At 63.9% G+C, this 24,648-nt stretch carries 20 protein-coding genes and 1 pseudogene; 4 read left to right on the plus strand and 17 right to left on the minus strand.

Going from position 1 to position 24,648, the window contains the following annotated elements; translation table 11 throughout:
• Positions 1-15 precede the first annotated feature (15 nt).
• From M3G14_RS05755 to M3G14_RS05780, 6 genes are read right to left on the minus strand one after another with little or no spacing between them, the layout of a single operon-like run.
• A complete protein-coding gene (locus tag M3G14_RS05755) occupies positions 16-1,002 on the minus strand; it encodes a polyprenol monophosphomannose synthase (protein WP_259925390.1) in 987 nt (328 codons plus the stop codon).
• Positions 1,003-1,030: 28 nt separating this feature from the next.
• Complete coding sequence (gene lnt / locus M3G14_RS05760) at positions 1,031-2,605, minus strand: apolipoprotein N-acyltransferase (RefSeq protein ID WP_259925392.1); 1,575 nt, start codon at positions 2,603-2,605, stop codon at positions 1,031-1,033.
• A 9-nt stretch (positions 2,606-2,614) separates the two neighbouring features.
• Positions 2,615-3,178 carry an FxsA family protein gene (locus M3G14_RS05765; RefSeq protein WP_259925393.1) on the minus strand — a complete coding sequence of 188 codons (564 nt, stop codon included), beginning with the start codon at positions 3,176-3,178 and terminating at the stop codon, positions 2,615-2,617.
• Between the two features lie 9 nt (positions 3,179-3,187).
• Positions 3,188-4,396, minus strand: a complete 1,209-nt coding sequence (locus tag M3G14_RS05770; RefSeq protein WP_259925394.1) for a lipase family protein — start codon at positions 4,394-4,396, stop codon at positions 3,188-3,190.
• Positions 4,397-4,403: 7 nt separating this feature from the next.
• Positions 4,404-5,159: an SDR family NAD(P)-dependent oxidoreductase gene (locus M3G14_RS05775; RefSeq protein ID WP_259925396.1), complete on the minus strand. Its 756-nt coding sequence runs from the start codon at positions 5,157-5,159 to the stop codon at positions 4,404-4,406.
• Positions 5,160-5,163: 4 nt separating this feature from the next.
• Complete coding sequence (locus tag M3G14_RS05780) at positions 5,164-6,267, minus strand: Xaa-Pro peptidase family protein (RefSeq protein ID WP_259925401.1); 1,104 nt, start codon at positions 6,265-6,267, stop codon at positions 5,164-5,166.
• A gap of 32 nt (positions 6,268-6,299) precedes the next feature.
• On the opposite strand from M3G14_RS05780, the gene M3G14_RS05785 reads away from it, so the two are divergent.
• On the plus strand, positions 6,300-6,872 hold the full coding sequence (locus M3G14_RS05785) for a serine protease (RefSeq protein ID WP_259925403.1): 573 nt from the start codon (positions 6,300-6,302) through the stop codon (positions 6,870-6,872).
• Here the strand turns inward: M3G14_RS05785 and M3G14_RS05790 are convergent.
• The 8 genes from M3G14_RS05790 to dop form a co-directional block, all read right to left on the minus strand.
• Positions 6,869-9,748, minus strand: coding sequence for an RNA helicase (locus M3G14_RS05790; RefSeq protein ID WP_259925405.1), 2,880 nt, complete (start codon positions 9,746-9,748; stop codon positions 6,869-6,871). The two genes, M3G14_RS05785 and M3G14_RS05790, sit on opposite strands and share 4 nt — an antisense overlap.
• A 5-nt stretch (positions 9,749-9,753) precedes the next feature.
• Positions 9,754-10,710, minus strand: a complete 957-nt coding sequence (gene tatC, locus M3G14_RS05795) for a twin-arginine translocase subunit TatC (protein ID WP_259925597.1) — start codon at positions 10,708-10,710, stop codon at positions 9,754-9,756.
• A gap of 108 nt (positions 10,711-10,818) precedes the next feature.
• Positions 10,819-11,106, minus strand: coding sequence for a Sec-independent protein translocase subunit TatA (gene tatA, locus M3G14_RS05800; protein ID WP_259925407.1), 288 nt, complete (start codon positions 11,104-11,106; stop codon positions 10,819-10,821).
• 51 nt (positions 11,107-11,157) lie between these two features.
• Entirely contained in the window at positions 11,158-12,111 is a 954-nt protein-coding gene (locus tag M3G14_RS05805) for a YafY family protein (protein ID WP_259925409.1), read from the minus strand.
• Positions 12,101-13,060, minus strand: a complete 960-nt coding sequence (locus tag M3G14_RS05810) for a YafY family protein (RefSeq protein ID WP_259925411.1) — start codon at positions 13,058-13,060, stop codon at positions 12,101-12,103. The genes M3G14_RS05805 and M3G14_RS05810 overlap by 11 nt, the downstream gene beginning before the upstream one ends.
• Before the next feature lie 52 nt (positions 13,061-13,112).
• Positions 13,113-14,516, minus strand: a complete 1,404-nt coding sequence (pafA, locus tag M3G14_RS05815; protein WP_259925413.1) for a Pup--protein ligase — start codon at positions 14,514-14,516, stop codon at positions 13,113-13,115.
• 4 nt (positions 14,517-14,520) lie between these two features.
• Positions 14,521-14,709, minus strand: coding sequence for a ubiquitin-like protein Pup (locus tag M3G14_RS05820; RefSeq protein ID WP_259925417.1), 189 nt, complete (start codon positions 14,707-14,709; stop codon positions 14,521-14,523).
• Positions 14,702-16,213, minus strand: coding sequence for a depupylase/deamidase Dop (gene dop / locus M3G14_RS05825; RefSeq protein WP_259925421.1), 1,512 nt, complete (start codon positions 16,211-16,213; stop codon positions 14,702-14,704). Before dop ends, M3G14_RS05820 begins: the two co-directional genes overlap by 8 nt.
• Positions 16,214-16,280: 67 nt before the next feature.
• On the opposite strand from dop, the gene M3G14_RS05830 reads away from it, so the two are divergent.
• Together M3G14_RS05830 and trpB are read left to right on the plus strand one after the other, a co-directional pair.
• Positions 16,281-17,768, plus strand: coding sequence for a peptide MFS transporter (locus M3G14_RS05830; RefSeq protein ID WP_259925423.1), 1,488 nt, complete (start codon positions 16,281-16,283; stop codon positions 17,766-17,768).
• Between the two features lie 96 nt (positions 17,769-17,864).
• Entirely contained in the window at positions 17,865-19,208 is a 1,344-nt protein-coding gene (trpB, locus tag M3G14_RS05835) for a tryptophan synthase subunit beta (RefSeq protein WP_259925425.1), read from the plus strand.
• A gap of 420 nt (positions 19,209-19,628) precedes the next feature.
• Here the strand turns inward: trpB and pdxS are convergent, their stop codons facing one another.
• Positions 19,629-20,513, minus strand: a complete 885-nt coding sequence (gene pdxS / locus M3G14_RS05840; protein WP_259925427.1) for a pyridoxal 5'-phosphate synthase lyase subunit PdxS — start codon at positions 20,511-20,513, stop codon at positions 19,629-19,631.
• 111 nt (positions 20,514-20,624) lie between these two features.
• Here pdxS and M3G14_RS05845 point away from each other — a divergent pair.
• A pseudogene (locus tag M3G14_RS05845) lies at positions 20,625-21,743 on the plus strand (PLP-dependent aminotransferase family protein); the annotation flags it as partial.
• A 193-nt stretch (positions 21,744-21,936) separates the two neighbouring features.
• Here the strand turns inward: M3G14_RS05845 and M3G14_RS05850 are convergent.
• Positions 21,937-22,977: a bile acid:sodium symporter family protein gene (locus M3G14_RS05850; RefSeq protein ID WP_259925429.1), complete on the minus strand. Its 1,041-nt coding sequence runs from the start codon at positions 22,975-22,977 to the stop codon at positions 21,937-21,939.
• 131 nt (positions 22,978-23,108) lie between these two features.
• Positions 23,109-24,641 carry a proteasome ATPase gene (arc, locus tag M3G14_RS05855; RefSeq protein ID WP_259925431.1) on the minus strand — a complete coding sequence of 511 codons (1,533 nt, stop codon included), beginning with the start codon at positions 24,639-24,641 and terminating at the stop codon, positions 23,109-23,111.
• Positions 24,642-24,648 lie beyond the last annotated feature (7 nt).

Genomic DNA, 24,648 nt, shown 5'->3' on the forward strand with positions numbered 1-24,648 from the left:
TTGAACTATGAGGCACTAGCGGCGCTTGTTGCGCAGCTCGTAACGCGCAAGGTTGACGCCCTCGCGCACCATGTCCTCTGCCTGCGAGAATGCGGCAGACAGCTGCTTTGGCAACTTCGGCAACGAGGTGTTGCTCAGCTCGTATTTGCCCAGCTTGAAGCCTTCGGAGAGCATGTTGACTGCGTTTTCTGGTGCGCCGTCAAGCTTGGCACCCAGTCGTGAGAGCTTCGAGTTACTGAATTCATATTGAGTAATCTTGCCCAGCTCCTTCGCCATCTCGGTGATCTGCGAGCCGCGCTTGTCCACGCCCCACTTCGTCACCTCGACCAACGAAGCACCGGCGAAGCTAGCATCCAGCTTCGACTCGCCCAGCGTGCGGTCCTCGAAGGTAATGGGTACCTCGCGGACGTCGAAGCCGGCCTCGATGACCTTGTGCGCCAAATCCACCTGGAAGATGTAGCCCTTATTCGATAGCGCATCCAGGTCAATAGCCTCGAGCACTTCCCGACGAAAGGCGCGGTACCCGGCAGTCATATCGGCGATATCGCAGCCCAAAGCCACCGAAATATACTGGTTGCCCAGCTTGGAGAGCAGGTAGCGATTCTTTGGCCAGTTCTTTACCTCGCCGCCTTCGACATAGCGAGACCCGATGACCAGATCCGCACCGTCGGCAATCGCCCCGAGCAAACGGCCCAGCTCTTCGGGCGCGTGCGAGCCGTCCGCATCCATCTGGCACAGCACCTCGTAGTCCTTTTCGAGGCCCCAACGGAACCCAGCGCGGTACGCCGCGAGCAGGCCTTCCTTCCCCGCGCGGTGCAGTACGTTGATCTCGGGGTGCAAAGCGGCGAGCTCGTCGGCCTTCTCACCGGTGCCGTCCGGCGAATTGTCGTCCACGATCAGCAGGTCAACAGCCGGGTTCGCCTCGAGCACGCGACCCGTGATCAGCGGAAGGTTCTCCAGCTCGTTATAGGTGGGGATGATGACCAACGTTGAGTTCGCCATAAACGGTTACTCCTTGAATGAACGGTTGTTAGCTCTTTTGCCCTGCTTTGCTTCCCGACGCCTGCGCGTCCGGCGCAACCAAGGCGCGCGATTCACTCCTTGCAGCATACTCGCGCCGCGTGGCGGCCAACGCACCGATGGCGGCAAGCGCACCGGCAAGCACCATGAGCCACTCCAGCCACGCACCGATGCGAACCGCGAGCGTCTGCCCAGTCTTCAGCGGAAGCGTAGAGGTCAAATGCGCTGGGGTGAAGATCTCGGTCTGTTGCTCGACCGTCCCATCCGCGCGCACGATGGCTGAGACGCCGGAGGTGGCCGCCACCACGACGGCGCGGTCGGTCTCGATGGCGCGCATGCGGCTCATGGCCAATTGTTGATAGGTCATGTCGGTAAACCCGAACGTGGCGTTGTTGGTAGGGGTCGCGAGCAGCTGCGCCCCGTTTTTCACGGCCATGCGGTAGGCCGGATCCTCGGCGACCTCGTAGCACGTGGCGATGCCCACGAGAGTCTCGCCCATGCGCACCACTCCCGGGCCATCGCCCGGTTTGAAATCGCCCGCGAGATCTACGAGTTCGGAGAAGTTGCGGAAGAAGTCGCGCATTGGCATGTACTCGCCAAACGGCTGCAGGAAGCGTTTATTGTGCCGCTCCCCGACGCTGCCGTCCGGGTTGATCACCACCATGGTGTTGCGGGCCCCGACGTCGTCGCGAGTCAGCGTGCCGACCAAGAGCGGAGCACCCGCCGCTCGGGCGGCCCGCGTGACCAAGGTACCGGCCTCGGGGTCGACGAAGGGGTTGACATCTGAGGCGTTCTCCGGCCAGATGACCAGGTCGACAGGCCCCTCTTCTGCCGCGAGGCGCTCGGTTTCATCCACGTGGTTCTGCAACACCGCGCGGCGCTGCGCGTTAAAGTCGAGCCCCATTCGCGGCACGTTGCCTTGAATCGCGGCCGCGCGCACGGTGCCGGTAGCGCCCCCGTCAGCGGACACCCCCACACCCGCAAGGGCCCCGAGCGCCAACGGTAGAAGCGCGCAGAGACCGGCGACTACCCGGGCGCGGCCGCGGTACAGCACGATGGCGGCAAGGCTCGCTCCGGTGACCACCGCCGCCACGGTCACGAGCGCCGGCCCGCCGTATGCCGCAAGGTTGGCCAGCGGCCCATTGATCTGGCCCCAAGCCAGCCGCACCCACGCAAAGCCGCCGAAAGGAAAGGAAGAGCGGGCAAACTCTACTGCGAGGTACACCAACGCGAAGGCGGCGAAGCCCCAGCGCTGGCGGGCGACCCACACGCCCGCCGCGCCTGTGAGCAGTCCGTACAAGGAGAGAAAGCACGCCAACGCCAAGTACGGCATCGCGCCGACGAACTCGCCAATCCACGGCAATAAGAGCAGGTAGCACACGAGCGCCTGCAGCAACCCCAGGCACGCTCCCGCTCGCGCGCTTGGGCGCGCAGCTACAGGGTGTGTTGGCCAAGGCGCGAGCGCGGCGAAGAAGAGCGCCATCGCAAGCACCGCCAGCGCCCAATAACCGAAGGGCTCATAGGAAAGGAAAACCAGCGCGCCGGAACCCGCGGCGAAAAGGCAACGCAGCGCTGTAGTCCACACGTGACTCACCTACTGCGCTCCCCGCCCGTTGTCGGGGCCAGTGTCATCCTCGCCTGTGCGTTTGCCTTGCTCAGCATCCTTGCGGAACATCTCTTCGAGCTCGTCCGCGTCAATCACCTCATGGGACGCATCGGTCGAAGGCTGCCCTTTGGCTGCGGCGGGACCGAAATTGCCATAACTGGTTTGGAACTGCGACAGCGGCGAGGCGTTGTAGACGCGCACGCTGAACTGCTCCATACTGCGCATCGCCCGGTTGGTGATCACGCGGCGCAGGAGCGCGCGGGTTGGGCCGAATACCAGCAGCAGCCCACACGCGGAGGTGACAAAGCCCGGAATGATACTCAGCAACCAGCCCGTCATCAGCAGTGCGGAGTCGCCGGCAATGCGGCCGAGGGAACCGCGCCCCTGGGCCGCTTGCGTGAGCGTGCCCCGCAGGTTCAGGCTCGCCAATGCCCCGCCGAGAAACATCAGCGCGAAGATGGCGAAGATGGCCCAGCCCACACCGATGAGTTTGGCAACCCCATAGAATGCGAGAGCCTCAATGAAAAAGTAGGCGAAAATAAACAGCGGCATGCGGCCAGACTACCCGCCGAGTTGGCGCAGCAGCCATTCAACATCTCCGGCGAGGTGCTGGAAATACGGACCGTAATGGTTCAGCCCGGTCCGCCCCGGCAGACGCAGGAGACGACGGGTCGCAAGCGGCACTCCCCACTGTTCGGCGAGCGTGTGGACCAACGCATACGGGACGATGTCGTCGTGAAGCGAAGCCCAGAGCCGCAACGGGATGCGCAGGGGCCGCCGCTGCCCGAGCGCTTGCCGCTCAAGCACTTCGGCGGTGTACGGGAGCGCATCGAGTAGCTCAGCCATACCGATCCCTTCCCGCGTCCAGGCGGTGGTGTGCGCCCACGGGCGGCGCAGTGCAGCGCCCACGGCGCACACCTGCGCGTTATCGACGATCGCCGCAGCCCCGGCTGGGCTCAAATGCGGGACAAGCTCCTCCGCAATACGCGGATGATGCGCGATAAGCCCCGCGACAGCATAGAGGATCACTATCGACGGCAGGGCGCCATCGACGTGATCGAGCATCGGGATCAACGCGGCGGGCGGCGCACCGCATACCGCCGCCAAGGGCTGGAGCTCGGGCGCGTACTCGGGGCGTTCGAGCCACGCACCGACTGCCCCGCCGCCTTGGGAAAAGCCCCAGAGGCCGAGGGCGTCGGTGCCGAGGGAAAGGCTGGTGGCGGCGCGGGTGGCGTCGATAAGCGACTGGGCGGCGGCGACGTGGTCGCAGTACAACTGCACATTGTCGGTCGGATCGCGGGGGTAGTCGGTGAGCACGACGTTCGCGCCGCGGGCGAGCATGAGCGCGATGGCGGGCTGCTCATACGCTGCAATCAGATCGAACGGGGAAAGCCGGGGTGCGAGGCCGACGGTGCAGGAATAGGACGGGTCGCAACGCGTTGCCACCCCCTGGGTAGACGGCGCAAAAGCGATGGTGGGGCGCGGGCCCGTGCCGCGCCAAGTCGAGCGGGAGCGAAACACTGCCCCGGTGGCTGCAAGAGTGCGGCCGGAGGCATCGGCAGTGACATAGTCGATGTGCCACGCCTCCGCGGGGTTCACTCGGTGCGTCAACCCCACGGCCTTGATCTCGCGGGCTTCGAGCAAGGCGCCCGCACTGCGCCCTATCACCCAGGCGGCCTGCGTGTGCTCCGGTTCCTCGCGGCGAGCACCGCGCACCGTGTCGGCCGCCAGCCCGAGCGCAGCGCGCAGCGCTGCCGAGTACGTCCCCACAGTCACCTCAACGTGGCATGCGACGCCAGACCGGGCGCGGGACTACACGCATGATCGCGGCAAGCAGCGCCAAGCGGCGTGGGATCCAGACGGTGCGGCTGCGCCCCGCGCGTGCTGCGTCCACGACCGCGTCGGCGACGTCCTCCGGGGTCACGGACATCACCGCCGGCTTCATCCCCGCTGTCATTGACCCGATGACAAAGCCCGGCCGGGCGGTAATCAGTCGCAGTGGTGAACCGTGCAGCTGGTCGGCCAGGCCCTGGCAGAACGCGTCGAGGCCCGCCTTGGTTGAGCCGTAGACGTAGTTTGCGCGGCGTGCCCGCCATCCAGCGATGGAGGAAAAGGCGAAGATCTCTCCGCGCGTCATCACGTTCGTCAGCACAGTCAGCGCACAGATCTGCGCGAGGTAATCCACGCTGCCGATGCGTACCGCTTCCGCCTCGTCGCGAATGGCGCGAGCGTGATCCCCCAAAATGCCGAAGGCGACGATCGCGGTAGTGATCTCTCCCCCACGCTGCACGTCTTCCACAAGCGCGCGATGCGAGTCGAGGTCGGTGGCCTCGAAGCGTCGCGTCTCGACCTGGGCGGCACCTGCTGCCTCAAGCCGCGCGCACACCGCGGCGGCGTCGGGGCGCTGTGGGGACCGCATCGCCAACACCACCCGCCGGCCGACGCATATGCGCTCGGCGACAGCGGTGCCAATATCGCTCGTTCCGCCGAGGACGAGGATCGTTCCCGAATTCTCACCGTGCCGAGTATCCACGGTATTAACGCAGCTCGCGAGCGACGTTATTCAGCGTCACAGCGCCGTCGTCGTCCAGGTAGACAATGTCTTCCAAGCGCATCCCCCACTTGCCAGGGATGTAAATGCCCGGCTCGATGGAAAAGGCAATCCCCGCCTGCAGCGCAGTGTCGTTGCCGGAAATGATGAAGGGCGCCTCGTGGCCGGCGAGGCCAATGCCGTGTCCAAGTCGGTGGGTGAAGTACTCACCGTAGCCAGCCTGCTCGATGACGCCGCGTGCGACGGCGTCGAGTTCGCCTGCGGTGATCCCAGGTCGGGCCGCGGTCACCGCAGCCTGATGCGCGCGGAAGAGCACCTCGTAGGCGCGGAGCACCTCCGAGTCCGCCTCCCCCGGATCGCCGCCGACGACGTAGGTGCGGGTGCAGTCTGAGTGATAGCCGGTATCCAAGGTCCCACCTAGGTCGACCACCACCACATCGCCGCGGGACAAGACACGCTCGGAATAGTCGTGGTGCGGGTTGGCGCCGTTTTCGCCAGATCCGACGATGACGAAGTCGACGGCCTCGTGCTCATCCATGATCAAGCGGTCGAGCTCCTCGGCCACCTCAGCCTCCGTGCGCCCGGCAACCAACAGCTCGGGCACGCGTGCGTGTACCCGGTCGATCGCGGCGCCCGCACGCGCGAGTTCGGCCAGTTCTGCCTCCTCCTTCGCCATGAACAGCGCTGCAAGCGTGTCCGTGGCCAGGCAGGTGTGCGGCAGGAGTGCCTGCAGCGCGAAGACGTGGTCGGCAGTCAGCGAGCTGCCCAGCGCCACGGGCTTTTCAGCGTCGAGCGCCTCCGCTGCGAGCGCGTACGGGTCCTGCCCGTCCTGCCAGCCGCGCACCTCTACCCCGCTGTCTTCCGGCACGCCCAAGCTCCCGATGTCGGTCAGCGGTGCCACGAGCACCGCACGCCCGTCTGCCGCGATCGCCAGTGCCGTCAACCGCTCGTGCGAGGACGACCAGCTGCCGGTGAGATAGGCGAATTCCGCCCCGGTGCCGACGACAAGCCCGCCGAGCGCGTGCTCGGCGACGAGCTTGGCCGCGCGCTGCCGACGGTGTGCAAATGTGGTCTGGTCTATACGCGTCATGCTGCCAATCCTAGGGCGATACACTTTATCGCGTGACACCGCCTTCCTACCCTGAGCTGCTTGCCCGGTGCTCCGTGGGCGAGCGCTACTGTTCCGGCATTTTCGTCGCTGACGACACCGTGCTGACCTGCGCGCACTTCTTGCGGCCAGGAGACGAGTCCCGCCCCGGAACGATCACAGTGCGCGTAGGCAGCAGGCGCTACCGCGCGCGAGCAGTGCAGCGTTTCGGCGGCACCGACATCGCGCTACTGCGCGTCAACACCAACGTTGCCGGCCCCTTCCCCAAGCTCGGCCCGGCTCCGCGCCCGCTGGAACGCACCGTCACCTTCGGCTTCGGCGGTGGAGCGAACACACCAGCGGCGCGCAGCGGAAGGTTTCTGCTCACGCTCCCGCTGGCCTTTTCACGCAACCTGCGAACCTTCGTGCGCCCGGCCGGTATCGTCGTCAATGCGCAGCCAGCAGTGAAGGGGGATTCCGGGGGCCCAGTGCTTGTCGACGCCCACCTCATCGGCATCCAGTCGCTGATCCTCGACCCTTTCCGCACCAACCTGCGGCTCGCGACGATCTCGCTGCTGACCGACGAGGTACGCGAGGCGCTGGCCTAGTTGCCCAGGGCGACCACGCCGCGTCGAATAGCGTCGATGGCCTTGTTTGCCGAATCGCGGATGCTATCGCTGTAGCCGGTCTTCTTTACCTGTTCGAGCAAGTCGATGACCTGTCGGCACCAGCGCACGAAGTCGCCGGGGGTCAGCTCTGCGCCGCACTCGGCGGCCGCAGCGAGCGCGTAGCCAAGCGGGGCTCCTGCGGTCCACTGATGCAGCGAAAGCGCGAAGGCGGGGTCGGGCATGCGGGTCACCGGCAGCTGGTGGCGCTGCTCATCGGAAGTGAGCTCGCCGTAGACGCGCATGGTCTCTCCCATTGCCTCGGCCATGTCCTCGGTCGCAGCTTCTGGCGCGCCGTGCGTCGCCTTCCGGTTTTCAAAGACGACCATGGAGGCCACACCGGCAAGCTCGGCGGGGTCGAGGTCGTCCCAAATACCGCGCTTGAGGCACTGGGCGACCAAGAGATCCGAGACGTTATGGATGCGGGCTAGGCGCTCGCCCTCTTCGCTCACCGACGGCTCACCCTCGCGTAGCTCCACGTAGTCCAGCTCCGTGAGCAGGCCGATAATGCGCTCGAAGGTGCGGCCGAGCGAATCGGTGGAGCGGTCCACGCTGTGTGTAAGTGCCGCAAGCTTGCGCTCATCCCGGACAAGCTCTTCGCCCACACGGGCGAGAAGCTCGCGGTCGTGCGCCGGCCAGGAGTGAACCGGGTGGGTGCGGATCGCCTCTCGTAGCGCCGTGATCTTCTTCGTCGGGCGAACCCGCGCCTTCTCCCGCAGCTTGCGTGGTGCGTGCAGGTTGCCGCTGTGAAGCTGGCTGATCACCTTGCGCGTGTGCTTACGCGGCTGGTCCTGGACGTGCCGCGGCACCTTGATCTTGCCCACGACCACCGGCGGGTTGCGGAAGGACGCGGCGTCGATACGTCCCGACCAGCCGCGCTCGGTGGTCACCCACGGCCGCGGGTCGCGGCGCTTTCCGGCGACCTGAACAACGGCGGCTAACTCCGGCTTCTTCTTTCCCGGCAGCGCGATGACCTCGCCCACCTGGAGCCGGCCGAGAATCGTCTCGGTTTCCTGCTGGCGGTTCTCCACCGCGTGGCGACGCGCCTCCTTCTCCGCCACGCTGAGATCGCGGCGCAGGCCCAGGTACTCCACCAGATCCGCCGCCGGGTCATCGCCAGGTGGGGCAAACTTCGCCACATCCGCGTGCAGCTTCTCGCGCTGGCGGCGCACCTTCGAACGCAAGCGGTCGATATCGCGCACCTCGCCCACCACGGATCGATTCGTTTGGAACTGCGCGAAGGATTGCTCGATCAGCCGGATGGAATCCTCGTAGCCGTTCATACCCAGCATGTTGATGGCCATGTTGTAGCCGGGCTGAAACTGGGAAATGAGCGAATAGGTACGCGTCGAGGCCAGCCCTGCGACCTCGCGGGGATCCATCGCGGGAGCCCACTGCACCACAGCGTTGCCGATGTGGTCGATTCCACGGCGCCCGGCCCGACCTGTGAGCTGGGTGTACTGGCCCGGCGTGAGGTCGACATGGGCCTCGCCATTAAACTTCACCAGTTTCTCCAACACCACGGTGCGGGCGGGCATGTTGATGCCAAGCGCAAGCGTCTCGGTGGCGAACACCACCTTGACCAGTCCGCGGACAAACAGCTGCTCCACGATGTGCTTGAAGGCCGGCAGCAGGCCCGCGTGGTGGGCAGCGTAACCACGCAGCCAGGCCGTGCGCAGCTGGCGGAAGTTAAGCACGTCGAGGTCCTCGTCGGGGATGCCTTCCACGCCGGCGTCGATAATCGCCCGGGCCTTTTCCTGCTCCTCGGGCGTGGTGAGCTCCTTACGGGAGCGCAAGCACTGGAAGAGTGCCCCGTCACAGCCGGCGCGGGAGAAGATAAACACGATCGCCGGGAGCATGTCGCGCCCGCCGAGGGCCGCCACTACCTGGGGTCGGCCGACCGGCTTGACCTTGTCCTGGCCTCGGGTATGCCCGCTGCGGCGGCCCTTGGTGCGCGAGCGAAAACCGCGCCCTGATTCGAAGTCTGCACGGCCCTCGTCGGTAGAGCCCGCCTCGATGCGCTCGATGGCGCGCAACAGTGCGGTGTTGACGTTGCCGCCGGCCCCACCTGCGCCCGCATCACCGGTACCCGGTTCGAAGAGCGGAAAGACCTTGCGGCCGACCATCATGTACTGGCTCAACGGGACCGGTCGGTGCTCCGAGACAACGACGGTGGTGTCTCCGCGCACCGCATCGAGCCACTCGCCGAACTCCTCCGAATTCGACACCGTGGCAGAAAGCCCGATCAGGCTGACGGATTCATCGAGGTTGAGGATGATTTCCTCCCACACCGCGCCGCGGTCTCGGTCCGCCAGGTAGTGGATTTCGTCCATGACCACATGTGAGAGGCGGTGCAGCTGCCCGGAGTTGGCGTAGATCATGTTGCGCAGCACCTCGGTGGTCATCACGACGATTTCAGCGCCGCCGTTAATAGAGGTGTCACCGGTGAGTAGACCGACCGCATCCTCCCCGTGTTCGGCGACGAGGTCGTGGTACTTCTGGTTGCTGAGCGCCTTAATCGGCGTGGTGTAGAAACACTTCGTGCCCTGGCGCAGCGCGAGCGCAACGGCGAACTCGCCCACGATGGTTTTGCCTGAGCCCGTCGGCGCGCAGACCAGGACACCGTGGCCGCGTTCGATATCGGCACACGCCTGCACCTGGAACTCGTCGAGGGGAAATGGACGCGCGGCGCGAAACTCTGCGAGAAACTCCAGCTCATTTACCGGCGTTGGATCCGGCGATACTCCTTGCTCGTTGGCGGCCTCTGGCAAAAGATCGTCACCGGACACGGACTGCGAAGAAGAAGCGCGGGAAACCATGCCCCTTAGAGTACGTCGTCGAAAGGATCCTTGTCCGCAAAGGAGTGCGGCCCCGCCTGCTGGCGCGGTACCGCCGACGCGTTGTCCATGTTGGATGCCCGCACGCGCGCGCTCGGCGTGACTGGCGCGGCAGCGCCGATCGGCCCGGAAGCCGTCACAGGCCCGGAAGCCTGCTCGTCGTCAAGATCCATCCACTCCGGGCGATTGGCGTTCGTGCGCTTGTCGTGGATGCGACAGAATTGGAAGGCCATCTCTACCAACAGGCAGATAGAGACGCCGAGCGCGAGCATGGAGAAGGGATCCTGCCCAGGAGTCATCACCGCGGCAAAGCAGAAAATCAGCACGATGATCATGCGCCGCTTGTCCTTGACGTGCTCGTAGCGCAAGATCCCAACGAGGTTGAGCATCACGAGGATGAGCGGCACCTCGAAGCTCACGCCGAAAATGACGATGAGCGCAAGCAGGAAGTTGTAGTACTCGCCGCCGGTAAGCGCCGCCACCTGGAACTCAGTACCGATGGACATCAGGACGAACAGGCCCTTGTCCAGCACGAAGTAGGCCAGCACAGCGCCGGCTACGAACAGAAACACCGCAATGGTGACGAAGGTAAAAGTGTAGCGACGCTCGTTCTTATGCAGTCCGGGCGTGATGAAGTTCCAGATTTGGGTGAGCCACACCGGCGAGGCCAACACGAGCCCGGCGAGCGCGCCGACTTTGAGACGCAGCATGAACATCTCAAACGGCTTGGTTGCGAGCAGTCTGCAGTGCCCGTCCCCGGAAAAATCTACACGAAGCTCGTCGGGAAGGTTGCAATACGGCCCGCGGATGATCTCGCCGAGCGGAATGATGCCTGGCGGCGAGGATTGATACCAGATGAAGCCGACGATGGTACCGAGAGCAACCGCAGCCAAGGAGACCATGACGCGCCGACGCAGCTCCTGGAGGTGCTCAACCAGGCTCATCTCGCCGGTTGGGTTCTTCGCCCTCTTGCTGCGCTTCAGCTGTAGCGACAACGCCACTTTCCTTTCATTCCCAAAGCTCTGCGGTGCGACACTGCGAGAAAGGCAGCGTTACTGGTTACGCTGGTTTTCCGGCTTGTCCCAGAAAGACTCGGGGCGTGCCGCCTGCTGCGCGTCGCTGTTGGTCACGCCGGTGCTACCGCTCGTGGGAGCGTCGAGCTCTCGCTGCGGCTGTGGCTGGCTTGCAGTGTCGTCGTTCTTCATTTCCTTTACCTCGGACTTGAAGATGCGTGCTGAGCGCCCCATGGAGCGGGCCAGGTCAGGCAGCTTATTCGCGCCGAAGAGGAGCAGCACAATGACGAGGATGATGAGGATTTCGGTCCAGCCAAGGCTAGCCATAGTGGATCACGTCTCTTTCCAACAATTCCGACGGACGATAAACCTAAAGCGTTATCTTAACGTGTTGGTTGCGCGAAGTGCACGCTCACGCACCTCAGCGGCTATCCCCTGCGGTTCGATGAGACGGAGCCGGTCCGCGTGCGCGAGGCAAAAGCGGGCCAGCCAATCTTCGGAGCCGTAGCGCAAGCGTGCGTCTACCCACTCGGCTCGCGGATCACTCGAGTTGGAGGCCTCAGCTGGCGGGCGCTCGAGCTCAAGCTCCCAGTACTCCGCCATCCACAGTGCATCGCCGCGCACTTGCAGGTGTGCTACGTGGCCGTGCGCAAAGGCGAAAGGCTCCCCCGCATCGGCGGCAGCGTGTACGGCGCGCTCGTCAACCGGCTGATCACTCACGCGGATCTCCCGGATGCGGTCCAAGCGAAAGGTCTTTTGAGCATCGCGCTCCAATGCGCGCAGATATATCTGGTCGTCGCGCTGCAACACCGCAATTGGCGAGACCGTACGTTGAGAGAGCTGGTCCGAAGTCGCGGAATAGTAGCGCAGCTCAAGCTTTTTGCCCGCGCCAATCGCTTCCGCAACGGCGGTCGCGACTGGAGTGTGCGAAGCGAGCTGGTCAACATCGGTCACCCCGGCGGTGTGCGTGACCGCGCGAATCTTGTCTGCGGCGGAGCGCACCGCATCCACGTTGACCAAGCCCGGCAACGTCTCCAGGGATTCCAGCAGCAGCAACAGGGCGTGCGCCTCCGTCGGCTTGAGCCGTAGTGGAGCATTCACACCCTGGTCATCAATCACGGTCACCCCGCGCCAGCTGTGCGCGAGGTCGAACATCTCCCCCGGTCCGCGGCCCACGCCGGAGAGGTGAAGCCGGTCGAGATCGTCGCGGACTTCCCCGACGTCCATATTGAGGTCCCGGGCGATTTCCATCAGTGTTTTGTCTTGGTGCCGGGAGATGTACGGCAAAAGGTTCAAGAGGCGTACTAACCGCCCCGACTGCTCATGCACCATAGCTTCCTCCCTTGGGCTCGCGGTCGGCCTGCGCGAGTAACGCAAGGACCTCTCGCCGAATGTCTTCCGGCTCTATTGCACGGAGGTCCCCTGCGTGGGCAGCGGCGGTGCGCACCACCCAGTCGCGCTCGACGTTTTCGAGCACGATCGTGTCTGTTTGCCCCGACTGCCCTGTTTCGCGCATGCCCTTCGCGGCCAGTTCCTCGGCGCTCCCCGCTGTCACGGTGATGCGGGCGTCGGCAATTGGCCCGCGCAAGAGGTCGCGGACAATCTCCCGTGGATCTCTCGTCGGTTCGTGGAAATCTAGGGTCTCACGCTGCAGAGTCACACGAGAAATGCGGGTGACACGAAAGGCGCGCTCGGCTTCTCGATCCACGTCCCAGCCCACCAGATAGGCACGGCTATGCAGGGACACGATGTTCCACGGATCTAGGGTGCGACGCTGTACCTGCCCGCTGCCCGGAACGTGAAAGTCGAAGTGGGCGCGCAGCGTGTAGCGAATCGCACCGAGTAGCTGGTGGAAGGCATCGGCGTCGAGTTGCGTGGCATCGTGCGCGGCGGAGGCGAGCGGTGCGCTGTCGAACGCGCGCGTCGCGCCGGAGGCGGCAAGCTTTGTCCAGCCGGAGCGGGCAAAGGCACCAAGCGAGCCGCGCTGGCTCAAATCGACGGCGAGCCCAACGACGCTCGCCTCTTCTTCGGTCAGGTTGACTGGTGCCAGCTCGTAGCGTTCCCGGTCAAGGCTGAGCTCGCCGTTGCGGTAACGCACGGGGACGCCAGCGTGGCGCAGTGTCTCCACGTCGCGGCGCACCTGCACGTTGAGCGCTTCCGGGCTGCGGTGCTGGTAGCCGTCGACGTGCTGTGCCACCCACGCCGTGGGGCGCGGCCGCGGGGAGCCGAGGAGGGCGAACGCCAGGTTTGCCTGGCGGACCTCCGGTTCTAGCTCTGCCACCTCACTGCCTTTCTCGGTTCCGTGCCGTCAACCCTTAAAGCTTGACGGACAGTTAGCGCTCGGTACCTTCGCCCGTACTGAGCCCGTCGATGTAGTCAATGAACTCGTCGACGCGTGCGTCGGAGGCGGCGAAGGGGTCGAGCAACTCGAGCGTACGTGGTTCGGGCCGGTTCGTCTTGAGATGCACCCAGTCGACGTTGTGGTCGACGCCCGCGGCGCGCGCGGCGGCGAGAAAGCGGCCACGCAGCGCGGCACGTGTTGTCTGCGGCGGTACCGCGGCGGCCTTGGCGATAGCCTCGTCATTGGTCCAGCGCTTGGCCAGCCCCTTGCGCTGGAGCAGGTAGAACAGGCCCCGATCGCGGTTGATGTCGTGGTAGGTCAAATCGATCTGCGCGAGCTTGGGGTGATCCCAGTCCGCGCCGAGCTTGTCTTTGAACTGCATGAGCAGTTTGCGCTTGATCACCCAGTCGATCTCTGTATCTACCCCGGAGAAATCCTGCGTAGCAATTGCGTCGAGCGTACGGGTCCACAGATCCACCACGCGCGCCATCTCCTCATTCGGCGTGCCCTCGTCCGGCCGCGTTTGAAGCCAGCGCTTGGCAGCTTCGAGCGTGGCCCGCTGCACCTCGAGCGCGGTGACAGTGCCGCCTTCCTTCAAACGGAGTTGCGTCTGGCCGGTTGGATCAGCGGCGATCTCGCGGATGTGCTCGATAGCGTTGTCCAGGGTGAAGTCCGGAAGGTCGAAACCGGCCTCGAGCATCTCAATGACCAACAGCGTCGAACCGATTTTCAACGCGAAGGATGGCTCCGACATGTTCGAGTCGCCCACGATGACGTGCATGCGGCGGAAGCGGTGCGAGTCGCCGTGCGGTTCGTCGCGCGTGTTGATGATCGGTCGGGTGCGCGTCGTAGCCGATGACACGCCCTCCCACACCTGGTCGGCGCGCTGCGAGATGACAAAGCGGCCCTTCTTCACCATGCCCGCGCCGCAGATGAGTTGGCGGGTGATCATGAAGGGTAAGAGCTGCGTGCCGAAGGACTTCAGCGCGAGCTCCCTGCTGATGAGGTAGTTCTCGTGCGTGCCGTAGGAGTTTCCCTTCGAGTCCACGTTGTTCTTGAACAGGAAGACGTTGCCGCCGACGCGGTCGTCGGCAAGCGCTTGCTCAGCTTCAGCGGCAAGGCGGTCGTAGATCAGCTCGCCGGCCTTGTCGTAGTTGAGCAGCTGGGTGACCGAGTCACACTCGGCCGTGGCGTACTCGGGGTGCGAACCTACGTCCAAATACAGGCGGGACGCGTTGTCAGTGAAGATGTTGGAGCTGCGGTGCGCTGCCACAACGGAGCGAAACAGGTAGCGCGAAATCTCTTCGGGGGTCAACACCGCGGCGCCCTCGCGAAACGCGGCCACGCCGAACTCCGTCTCCACACCCATCACGCGGCGGGGGTAGACAGTGGCCATCGGGTTACTGCCCACCTTTTTGCACGAAAGAACGCACGAATTCCTCGGCGTTGTTATCCAGCAAAGAGTCGATCTCGTCGAGGATGTCGTCGGTGCCTGCGGTGTTCAGCTGGGCCTGCCCGGCGTCGACGTTGCCTTCCTGCTCGCCGTCGTCGCCGCTGTTGCCGCCTTGTACGTACTGCTGCTTAGACATGGTTGAATCCTAATCCCTTCATCAGTGCTGTGACGTCCTCGGCGCGCGCAATAAGCTCGCCGACCTCTTCTTTGGTAAAGCCATCGACCTTGTCCATCGGCAGGCGGTGCGGTTGGTTGTTCACCGAGAACACCACCGACTGCCAACTCGACGCGACGATGTTCTCGCCGAACTTCTCGCTCACACGCCCACGGAAATACGCTCGCGAATCAGTCGGGGGCTCGGTGACCGCCCGCCTGATCGTCGCCTCGTCGACCAGCGTGCGCATTTGCCCCTTGCGCATCAGCGCGTGGTAGAGCGACTTTGCAGGGTCGATGTCCGCGTACTGGATGTCGATCAGCTTGAGCTTCGGATCCGCAATATCTACCCCGCGATCCACGTAGCGCTTGATCAGCGCCCACTTTGCGGTCCAGTCCAACCGGTCCGCGGTGCTTAGCGGATCGCGCTCCAGATCGTCGAGAAGCTCAGCCCACAAACTAAGGACCTTGGTGTCCACCTCGTCGAGATCCGGCAGCGCCGCTGCGCGCTCGCGGTAGATGCGCAGGATGTCGATGGCGGTGAGCCTGCGGCCGTCGGCAAGCAACAGCTCGTGCGTACACGTCGGGTCGTGGGAGACCTGCTTGATCTCGTCGACGGGGTTTGCCAGCCGGAGGTCGGAAAAATCGACGTCGGACTCGATGCAGTCGAGCACGAGCTTGGTCATGCCCATCTTGAGGAAGTTTGCGTACTGGCTCATGTTTGCATCGCCGACGATGACGTGCAGGCGGCGGAACTTGGCGGCGAGCGCGTGCGGTTCGTCGCGAGTGTTGACGATGCCGCGGTTGAGCGTGGTTTCTAGCGACACTTCCTGCTCGAAGTAGTCGGCGCGCTGCGAGATCTGGAAGCCCTCGCGCTCCGACTCCTGGCCAATGCCCATCCGGCCTGCGCCGATGATGACCTGGCGGGTCACGAAGAAAGGGATGAGCGCTTGGGTCAGCCGAGCGAAGTCGGTCTGCCGCGAGTACTGGTAGTTCTCGTGGCTGCCGTAGGACTGGCCCTTGCCGTCGACGTTGTTTTTGTAGAACTTCAGCGGCGGGCACGGTGCCATCTTGTCCAGCACGCTGATCTGCTGGTCCCACAGCTCCCGGATGTCGGCCGCGGCCTTGTTCAGTACGTAGTCGCCCGCCGCGTCGTAGATCATTGCGTCCCAGGCGTTGGAGACCTCCGGCGAGGAATACTCCGGGTGCCCATGATCGACGTAGTAGCGGGCGCCGTTGGTGGTGACCACATTGGCCACGCCCATCGCGTTCGCGTCGACCACCGGCACCGTGCGGTAGCGCTGCAGGTCGAAGCCGCGGGTATCTTTCAGTGGGGCTTCTTCCTCGTAGCTCCAGCGTGAGCGGGCGGCCGTGTTCATCGCCGCGTACGCCACCACCGCGTGGGTGGAGGTGAGTAGCTGGCTTATCGACGGGTTGTCCGGCGAGGTGATCCCGTACTCAGTCTCGGTGCCCATATAGCGCTTCATAACGCACCACCGTACCTGGCACGTCGCGTATTTGTGTGAAAAATGCGAATGGGCGTATTTTATTTACATGAGTTCTGTCACCCACGCAAGCGACCCTGAGGTAGCGCCGAAAGAACGCAAGTTCTTCGGGCAGCCCTGGGGGCTGGCCAACCTCTTCGGCATCGAGCTCTGGGAGCGCTTTAGCTTCTACGGCATGCAGGCCCTCTTAGCCTTCTACATGTACTACTCCACCACCGAAGGTGGGCTCGGGATGGATCAGACCACCGCGCTCAACCTCGTCGGCGCGTACGGCGGCTTCGTATACATGATGGCGCTGGTCGCTTCCTTCGTCGGCGATCGCCTGCTGGGCGCTGAGCGGACACTGTTCTACTCGGCCGTGTTGGTCATGGTCGGGCACATCGTGCTCGCCCTGGTTCCGGGTGGGGCTGGGCTCGCCATCGGCCTCATCTGCATTGGCGTAGGCTCCGGCGGCGTGAAGACCTCGTCTCAGGTGGTCTTGGGCGAGTTGTACTCCCGCAAGGACCCACGCCGCGACGCCGGCTTCTCTATCTTCTACATGTCGGTCAACATCGGTGCACTCTTCGGCCCGGCGCTCACCGGCGCGATCTGGGGAATGGCCGGCTTCCACTGGGGCTTCGGCTTGGCGGCAATCGGTATGGCGCTCGGCCTGATCCAGTACACGCTCATGCGCAAATCCAGCATCGGCGGCGCGGGCTCGGAGATCCCGAACCCGCTGCCTCACTCCGAGTACGGGAAGTGGATCAACGGCACGTTGCTCGTCGTCGCTGTCGTTGTCGGATTGCTTGTCACCGGTGTGGTCCCGCTGAGCTCGCTGTCGTGGATCGTGTTCGCAGTCGCGCTGGCCGCAACCGTGTTGCTGCTGTGGGAGATGTTCCACTCCGATGAGGTGACCGCAGCGGAGAAGTCGCGTCTAACCGGCTACATTCCACTGCTTGTGGGCTCGGTCGCGTTCTTTGCCATCTTCCAGTCCCAGTTCACCGTTGTCGCGGTGTACTCGGATCAGCGCGTGAACCTGGACCTGCTCTTGTGGGAGCTCACTCCTGCGCAGGTGCAGTCGTTTAATCCCTTATTCATCATCATTTTCTCCCCGATCCTCGCAGCCGTGTGGACGATGTTGGGCGATCGCCAGTGGTCATCGTCGGTGAAGTTCGGGGTGGCCAACATCGTGATCGGTGTGTCGCTTTTCCTGTTTCTGCCGTTCGTCGGCGGTGGCGAGAGGTCGACACCGCTGGTGGTGCTGGTGTTGATCCTCTTCCTGTTTACGATGGGTGAGCTCCTGCTGTCGCCAGTGGGTAATTCCCTGGCCACCAAGGTCGCCCCCGAGGCGTTTAAGTCGCGTTTGTTCGCCGCCTGGCTGATGACCGTGTCGATGGGCACTGCCCTGTCCGGCGTGCTTGGTTCGCTGTACAACCCCGACGACGCGTCTGCGGAGCGCACCTTCTTCCTCACCCTTTCGGCAGTGACTATCGCGCTCGGCGTCGTGTTGATCGCCATCCGCCGCTGGGTGTTGGAAAAGTTCGCTGACGTGCGCTAGCGCGTTTACACTTTTCGACGAAAACACCGAATCAGCCCCGCGGGCTGGGTTTGCGGGGTAGGCTACCCGGCAACGATGCAAACGAGAGGTGAACCCATGTCTGATGTCGACAAGATTGAGCGCGATACGCTTCTACCTGCATATTTCGGGGAATTCGGTGGCCAGTACGTGCCCGAGCCGCTCTACCCGGTACTCGATCAGCTCGAACGCGCTTTCGTGGACGCCCGCGAGGACAACGAGTTTCTCGACGAGCTCTCGCGCCTCCAAGCGAAGTTCCTCGGCCGTCCGACTCCGGTTTACGAATGTGCCAACCTGCCGAGGGTTGGGGCGTCGAAAATTTTCTTGAAGCGTGAGGACCTCGCGCACGGCGGCGCGCACAAGGGCAACCAGGTGTTGGCACAGGCGCTGCTCGCGAAGCGGTTGGGTAAGAACCGCCTCATCGCCGAAACCGGCGCCGGCCAGCACGGCACCGCCACCGCCATGGTCGCCGCGCTGATGGGCATGGAGTGCACGATTTACATGGGTGCGCAGGACGTTGCCCGCCAGCAGCCGAACGTGCGTCGCATGCGCCTGATGGGTGCCACCGTCGTCCCCGTCACGAACGACGCCGGCGGCTCCATGTCCAACGCCATCGACATCGCCTTGCAGGACTGGGTCGAAAACATTGACTCCACCCACTACGTCCTCGGCTCCGCGTGCGGCCCCCACCCCTTCCCCACCCTGGTCAAGGAGTTCCAGGCTGTTATTTCGCGCGAGTCCCGCCAGCAGATGCTGGAGGACACCGGCAGACTTCCCGACGCCGTCATCGCCGCCGTCGGCGGCGGCTCCAACGCCATCGGCGCCTTCGCCGAATACTTGAAGGACGAGCCCGGCAACGCCGACGTCAAACTCATCGGCGTCGAACCCGCCGGCGAAGGCCTGGACACTGACCGCCACGGCGCACCGCTCAACCATGGCAAGCTGGGCATCCTGCACGGCTCCCGTTCCTTTATCGTCACTGGTCAGGACGGCGAAGTCCTCCCCGAGTCCTTCTCAGTCTCCGCCGGCCTGGACTACCCAGGCGTCGGCCCCGAGCACGCTCACCTCCGCGAGATCGGCCGCGCCCAGTACGTAGCCGTCACTGACGAAGACGCCCTCCAAGCTTTCCGACTCCTCTCTCGCTACGAAGGCATCATCCCCGCCCTCGAGTCCTCCCACGCCCTGGCCTACGCCCTGAAGCTCGCCGAAGTCGCCGACGCCAATGGCCACAAACTCAACCTGCTGGTCAACCTGTCCGGCCGCGGCGACAAGGACCTCGACTACGTCTACAACATCCTCGGCGACCAACTCTTCGACGATCCCGAGCAAGCCCCCATCGGCGACCTCCACATCAGCGAAGTCCTCGCCTCCATGACCAACTCCTCCAACGAGCGCGAGGCCGGCCGCACCGTCGCCCACTAGTTTTGGGGGCTCCACGACCTTGGACTTGCTCGCCTGCCCTTGCCAAGCCCTCGTATTTGGTGCCGCTTGGCTTCGTGTCTCTTCGTGCAGTGACAAATCACGTAGCTAGGGAAAACTAGCCCATCTCTGATCAGCGTGTATGAATAGCCAGTCCAATAGGCGCTTCGTGTCAAGGATTGTGAACGATTTGTCGTTCGCAGTTGATGGTGTCGGGTTGGAGTGTGGGGCGTTGTGCTGGTTCGGATGATGGTGACGCGGCTCGGTATGTCTTTTGGTTGGGTTAGGTTCCTATAGCAGTTTGAGTATGTCACTGTCCTTTCAGATGGAGGGAACGGAAATAAACATAACCCGCCCACAATCGGGTGGGCAGGCTATGAATCTACGGCGACCTGAGGTGGAACTGCTGACAACGTGATGGGATTACCAGCCGCGTTCTGCGAGGCGGTGCGGCGCTGGCAGGTCGGCGACGTTGATGCCCACCATCGCCTCGCCGAGGCCGCGGGACGCTTCGGTGACAACCGCGATGTCGTCGTAATGCTTGGTTGCCTTGACGACGGCCTTCGCGCGAGCTTCCGGGTTGCCCGACTTGAAGATGCCTGACCCGACGAACACTCCGTCCGCGCCGAGCTCCATCATGAGCGCCGCGTCTGCCGGGGTCGCGACACCGCCGGCGGTAAACAGCGGTACCGGCAGTTTGCCGTGCTCAGCGACGTAGCAGACCAGCTCGTAAGAAGCCTGCAGCTCCTTTGCCGCGACGTAGAGCTCGTCACGGTTGGCGGCGTAGGTGGCCTGCAGGGCAGCGATCTCGCTGCGGATCGTACGGATGTGCTTGGTGGCCTCCGAAACGTCACCGGTGCCAGCCTCGCCCTTCGAACGGATCATGGCAGCGCCCTCGTTGATCCTTCGCAGCGCCTCGCCCAAGTTGGTCGCACCGCATACGAAGGGCACATTGAAATCGCGCTTGTCCACGTGGTTGACGTAGTCCGCCGGGCTGAGCACCTCTGACTCGTCGATGTAGTGGACGCCGAGGTGTGCAAGTACCTTCGCCTCTACGCTGTGGCCGATACGGGCCTTGGCCATCACCGGGATGCTCACGGCATTGAGGATGCCCTCGATCAAGTCCGGATCCGACATGCGCGCCACGCCACCCTGGGCCCGGATATCTGCGGGCACACGCTCAAGCGCCATGACGGCAACCGCACCGGAATCTTCGGCGACCTTTGCCTGCTCTGGGGTGACCACGTCCATGATCACGCCGCCCTTAAACGAGTTGGTCAGCTCTGCAAATTTGGTGAAATCAGTCATAGTGCACAATCTTCAGCGAGCAACTGGTAGATTCCAAGGTCCAGTTTTATTTTCATTCTTTGTACCAGTTTGGTGGTCCGAGTGTTCCTTGACATCTCCCCCTCCCTGCCCGTGCCACTGCCGACGCAGATCGCACAGCAGATTAGATTGGCGGTGGCGGCAGGCACACTTCAGCCCGGAGATACTGTGTCAAGCACTCGCGCACTGGCGCAACAACTCGGAGTCTCTCGTGGCACTGTGGTCTCAGCGTACGACCAACTCATCAGCGAGGGGTTCTTCCTCTCCACCCAGGGAGCACCCACACGCGTCCACCCAGAGCTGAAGCTCGCACCCGCAGCTCAAGGACAGCGCAGAACCGGAGTCTCGCGGAAGCTCCCCCGCACCCGCATCTCTTTGCGGCCTTCTGCAGGCAGCAACGGCGCGGTGCGTCCGTCCGCATGGCGCAAAGCGTGGCGGGAGGCAATCAATGCCACCGGCGCGAGCCTGGACAAGACCGGCGAGCCGGAGCTCAAAGCCGCGATCGCCGAGCACCTGCGCCTCGCCCGCGGCGTGAACGTCGATGTGAACCAGGTAGTCATTACTGGAGGCTCCCGTGAGGGGTTGCTGTTGATCCTGCACGCACTCGGCCCGCAGTTGCGCGTCGGTGTGGAGGACCCGGGGCACCCTGGGCTCCGCCGCGTGATCCCCCTCGGCGGCCACAAAGCAGTCCCCTGTGCAACCAATGCTGGCGGCGTAGAGGTAGACGAGTTGCCCGGAGACCTCGACGCGCTACTGGTGACCCCCTCGCACCTCTACCCTTTCGGTGGTGCGATGAGCGCCGCCCGGCGCTCCGCCCTGCTGAACTGGGCATCAACGACCGGTGCCGTGCTCATCGAGGATGATTTCAATACTGAGCTACGCTACCTGCTCTCTCCGCAACCGACGCTGGCCACGCTTTCGCCCGGCGCAGCCGTGCTGACCCTGGGCACCTTTTCCACTCTGCTTTCACGGGAGTTATCCGCCGGTTATGTCATCGCCCCGCCGGCACTTGCGCCTGCGCTACGCGGTACCCGCGAAGTGCTCGGTATGCCGGTTGCCACCGTGACCCAGCGCGCGATTGCAAACTTGCTCACTGGCGGGTACGTGCGACGGAGCACGCGCGCAGCGCACAATCGTCTTTCGAAACGACGCGCCATCCTGGCTGAGACCTTGGTACCTGTACTCGAGAAAGATGGTGTCAGCGTGACCGCCCCCGATGCAGGCGGTGCAGACCTAAGCGTGACCTTTTCGACGCCGGAACTCCGCGATCGCTTCGAGGAAGACCTAGCGGGACAGGGCATTGAATGCGGTCACGAATCGAGCCTCTGGTCAGACGGCCATGACGGGCTCGTGCTGAGCTTTTCCCACCTCACCGATCCTGATTTCGATCTCGCACTCACTGCAGTTACAGCGGCTGCGTCGCGCCTTTCTGCGGATTCGCAGGCACGGGAGTCACGCCTTGAGCATCTGCTGCCTGAGCCCCCTCGTGCTCGCGTACACTCCTCCGAACAGCCCAGGCGTAGACGGCGCCCGTAATGTTGTGCAGGACTGCTGCGACAGCGCCGGGCAGTGCAGCCTCGGGGGAAAAGAACTTGCCAGCCATACCACTGGAAAGCCCTGCCGACTGCGTGCCCACCTCGATAGCGACGGTGCGTCGGTAGCTTTCGGGCTGAGCGGTCACCTTTGCTGTGTAGTACCCCAGCACGTAGCCGACCACGTTATGCACCAGCACCGCGACGAACACGAGCAGTCCGACCTCGACAAGTGCCTCTCGGTTCTTCGCCACGGTTGGAAAGACCACGCCACCGATGCCCACGATGGAGATCCAGGGCAACACCGGGGAGATGTGCTGCATCCACGAATCGAGCAAGTAGCGCAGCACGACGCCGCCGACGACGGGAATCAGAACCGTCTGCGCCAACGACCAAGCCATCCCCGCGCCGTCCACCTGGACGTCGGCACCGGCGAGCAAAAGCATGATGATCGGCGTAACGATGGGCGACAACAGGGTCGACACGCTCGTCATGGCGACCGAAAGCGCGACGTCTCCCTTGGCCAAGTAGGCGATGACGTTTGAGGATGTGCCGCCGGGCACTGACCCAAGCATGAGCAAGCCGACCGCCAACGCAGGGTGCAAGCCGAAAAGCTTTGCTACCCCGACAGCGGCAAGTGGCATGATGACGAACTGTGCGACCACGCCGATGGCAATCGGCACGGGCCGCTTCACTACCTCCTTGAAGTCCGGGATGGTCAGCGTGAGCCCCATGCCGAACATGATGATCATGAGGAAATAGGTGATGTAGCTCGTCAGCGGGAGGAACGGTCCCGGCACGAAGAATGCGAGGATTGAACCGGCCAGGATGAATGCGGGAAATGCCGCGACCGCGATCGCCGCGGATCGGTCCTCCTGTGCGGTAGATGGTGGCGGGGTGTGCGGGGCGGACATGAGCGGCCTCCTATTCGCTCTGTGGGATACTGTTCCATGGGGTGGGATAGGAGCAGTATAGGTGATGCCGCCCACATTTTCGCGTTTCTATTCACAGATATTTTCAGCTATTAGCCGCTATTCGCACTGCATTATCCGACGACCTCCGCACTGACGACGCGCTTGCCCTGGCGTCCCGTAATGCGGGCCCACTCGTCTGGGTTCGCGGTGTTCGGCATATCCTCGCTCTCGTCCTGCTCCGCACGCACGGCGGCCCGGAGGTGGTCTGCGGTGATGCCCTGCGCGTCTCCTCCCGTTGCAATGTGGTCTTTGATTGCCAGCTTTTTCGCGCGGTCGACCACGTTGGCAATCATGGCGCCGGAAATGAAGTCGGCGTAGTGGAGGAGCTGGGAGGTGCCGTCGACAAGCTCGAGGCGCACGAACGGGCGCGGGGCAAACATGGCGTCGGCTGCGGCGGCGATGAGCTCAGTAGGGCTGTCAGCGAGCGGAATTGCTGGCGTGATGTAGCGCGACAGGATGTCTTCTGCCTCTTCGCGGTTCGGGCGCGAGACGCGGACCTTAATATCCAGACGGCCCGGGCGCAGGATTGCCGGGTCGATGAGCTCCTCGCGGTTCGTGGCGCCAATAACGATGACGTTCGCGATGTCCTCGACACCATCGATCTCTGTGAGCAGCTGCGGGACCACGGTGGTCTCCATGTCGGAACTGACCCCGGAGCCGCGCGTGCGGAAAATGGATTCCATCTCATCGAAGAAGATGATCACCGGCCTGCCGTTCGCGGCCAGCTCGCGGGCTCGCTCGAAAATCAACCGGATGCGGCGCTCGGTCTCGCCGACGAACTTGTTGAGAAGCTCTGGGCCTTTGACGTTGATAAAGTGCGCCTGCCCGCCGTCCCCGATCCGCTGCGACAGCGAATTCGCGACTGCCTTGGCAATCAGCGTCTTGCCGCAGCCCGGCGGGCCGTAAAGCAGAAGACCCTTCGGCGGGGTCAGCTCGTAATCTCGGTAGAGCTCCGGGTAGGTAAAGGGCAGCTCCACCGAATCCTGGATCATTTCGATCTGCGAGCTCAGTCCCCCGATATCGGCGTAGGTGACGTCCGGGACTTCATCGAGGGAGAGCTGGTTGACCTCGGTTTTTGGCACGCGCTCGAAAGCGTAGCCAGCGCGGGTATCCACGAGCACCGTGTCACCGGCACGGGCGGCCTCGCGCAGCGGCTGCGCCAGATGCACGAGGTGCTCCGCGCCTTGTTGGTCGGCAATAATTGCGCGCTCGGTGTCGATCTTTTCGGACAGCGTTGCCAGTTGGCCGACGCTTTCGTAGCCGCACGCCTCCACCACGATCGCACCGTCGCCCAAACGCACCAGCGTGCCCGGGCGTAGCGCGTCCGGCGACACGTTGGGCGCGACCTTGACCCGCATGCGCCTTCCGGAAGTAAAGACCTCGGCCTCCAGACCGCGACGGGAGGCACCGTCGAGAAAGATGCCGTAGGTGGATGCAGGCTCCCCCAGCGCCTCCACTTGGGCATATAAGTCGTTGAGTTTGTCGCGGCTCGCCTTGAGCAGCTCCGCAAGCTTCTTGTTGCGGGCACTCATCGCCTGATTTTCGCGCTTGAGTTCGCGCAGCTCGGGGCCGAATGCGTCGTCGTTGATTGCGTTGGAAGCCATAGCCACT

This window comes from Corynebacterium sp. p3-SID1056 (assembly GCF_025152525.1).
In the GTDB taxonomy this organism is placed as follows: Bacteria; Actinomycetota; Actinomycetes; order Mycobacteriales; family Mycobacteriaceae; genus Corynebacterium.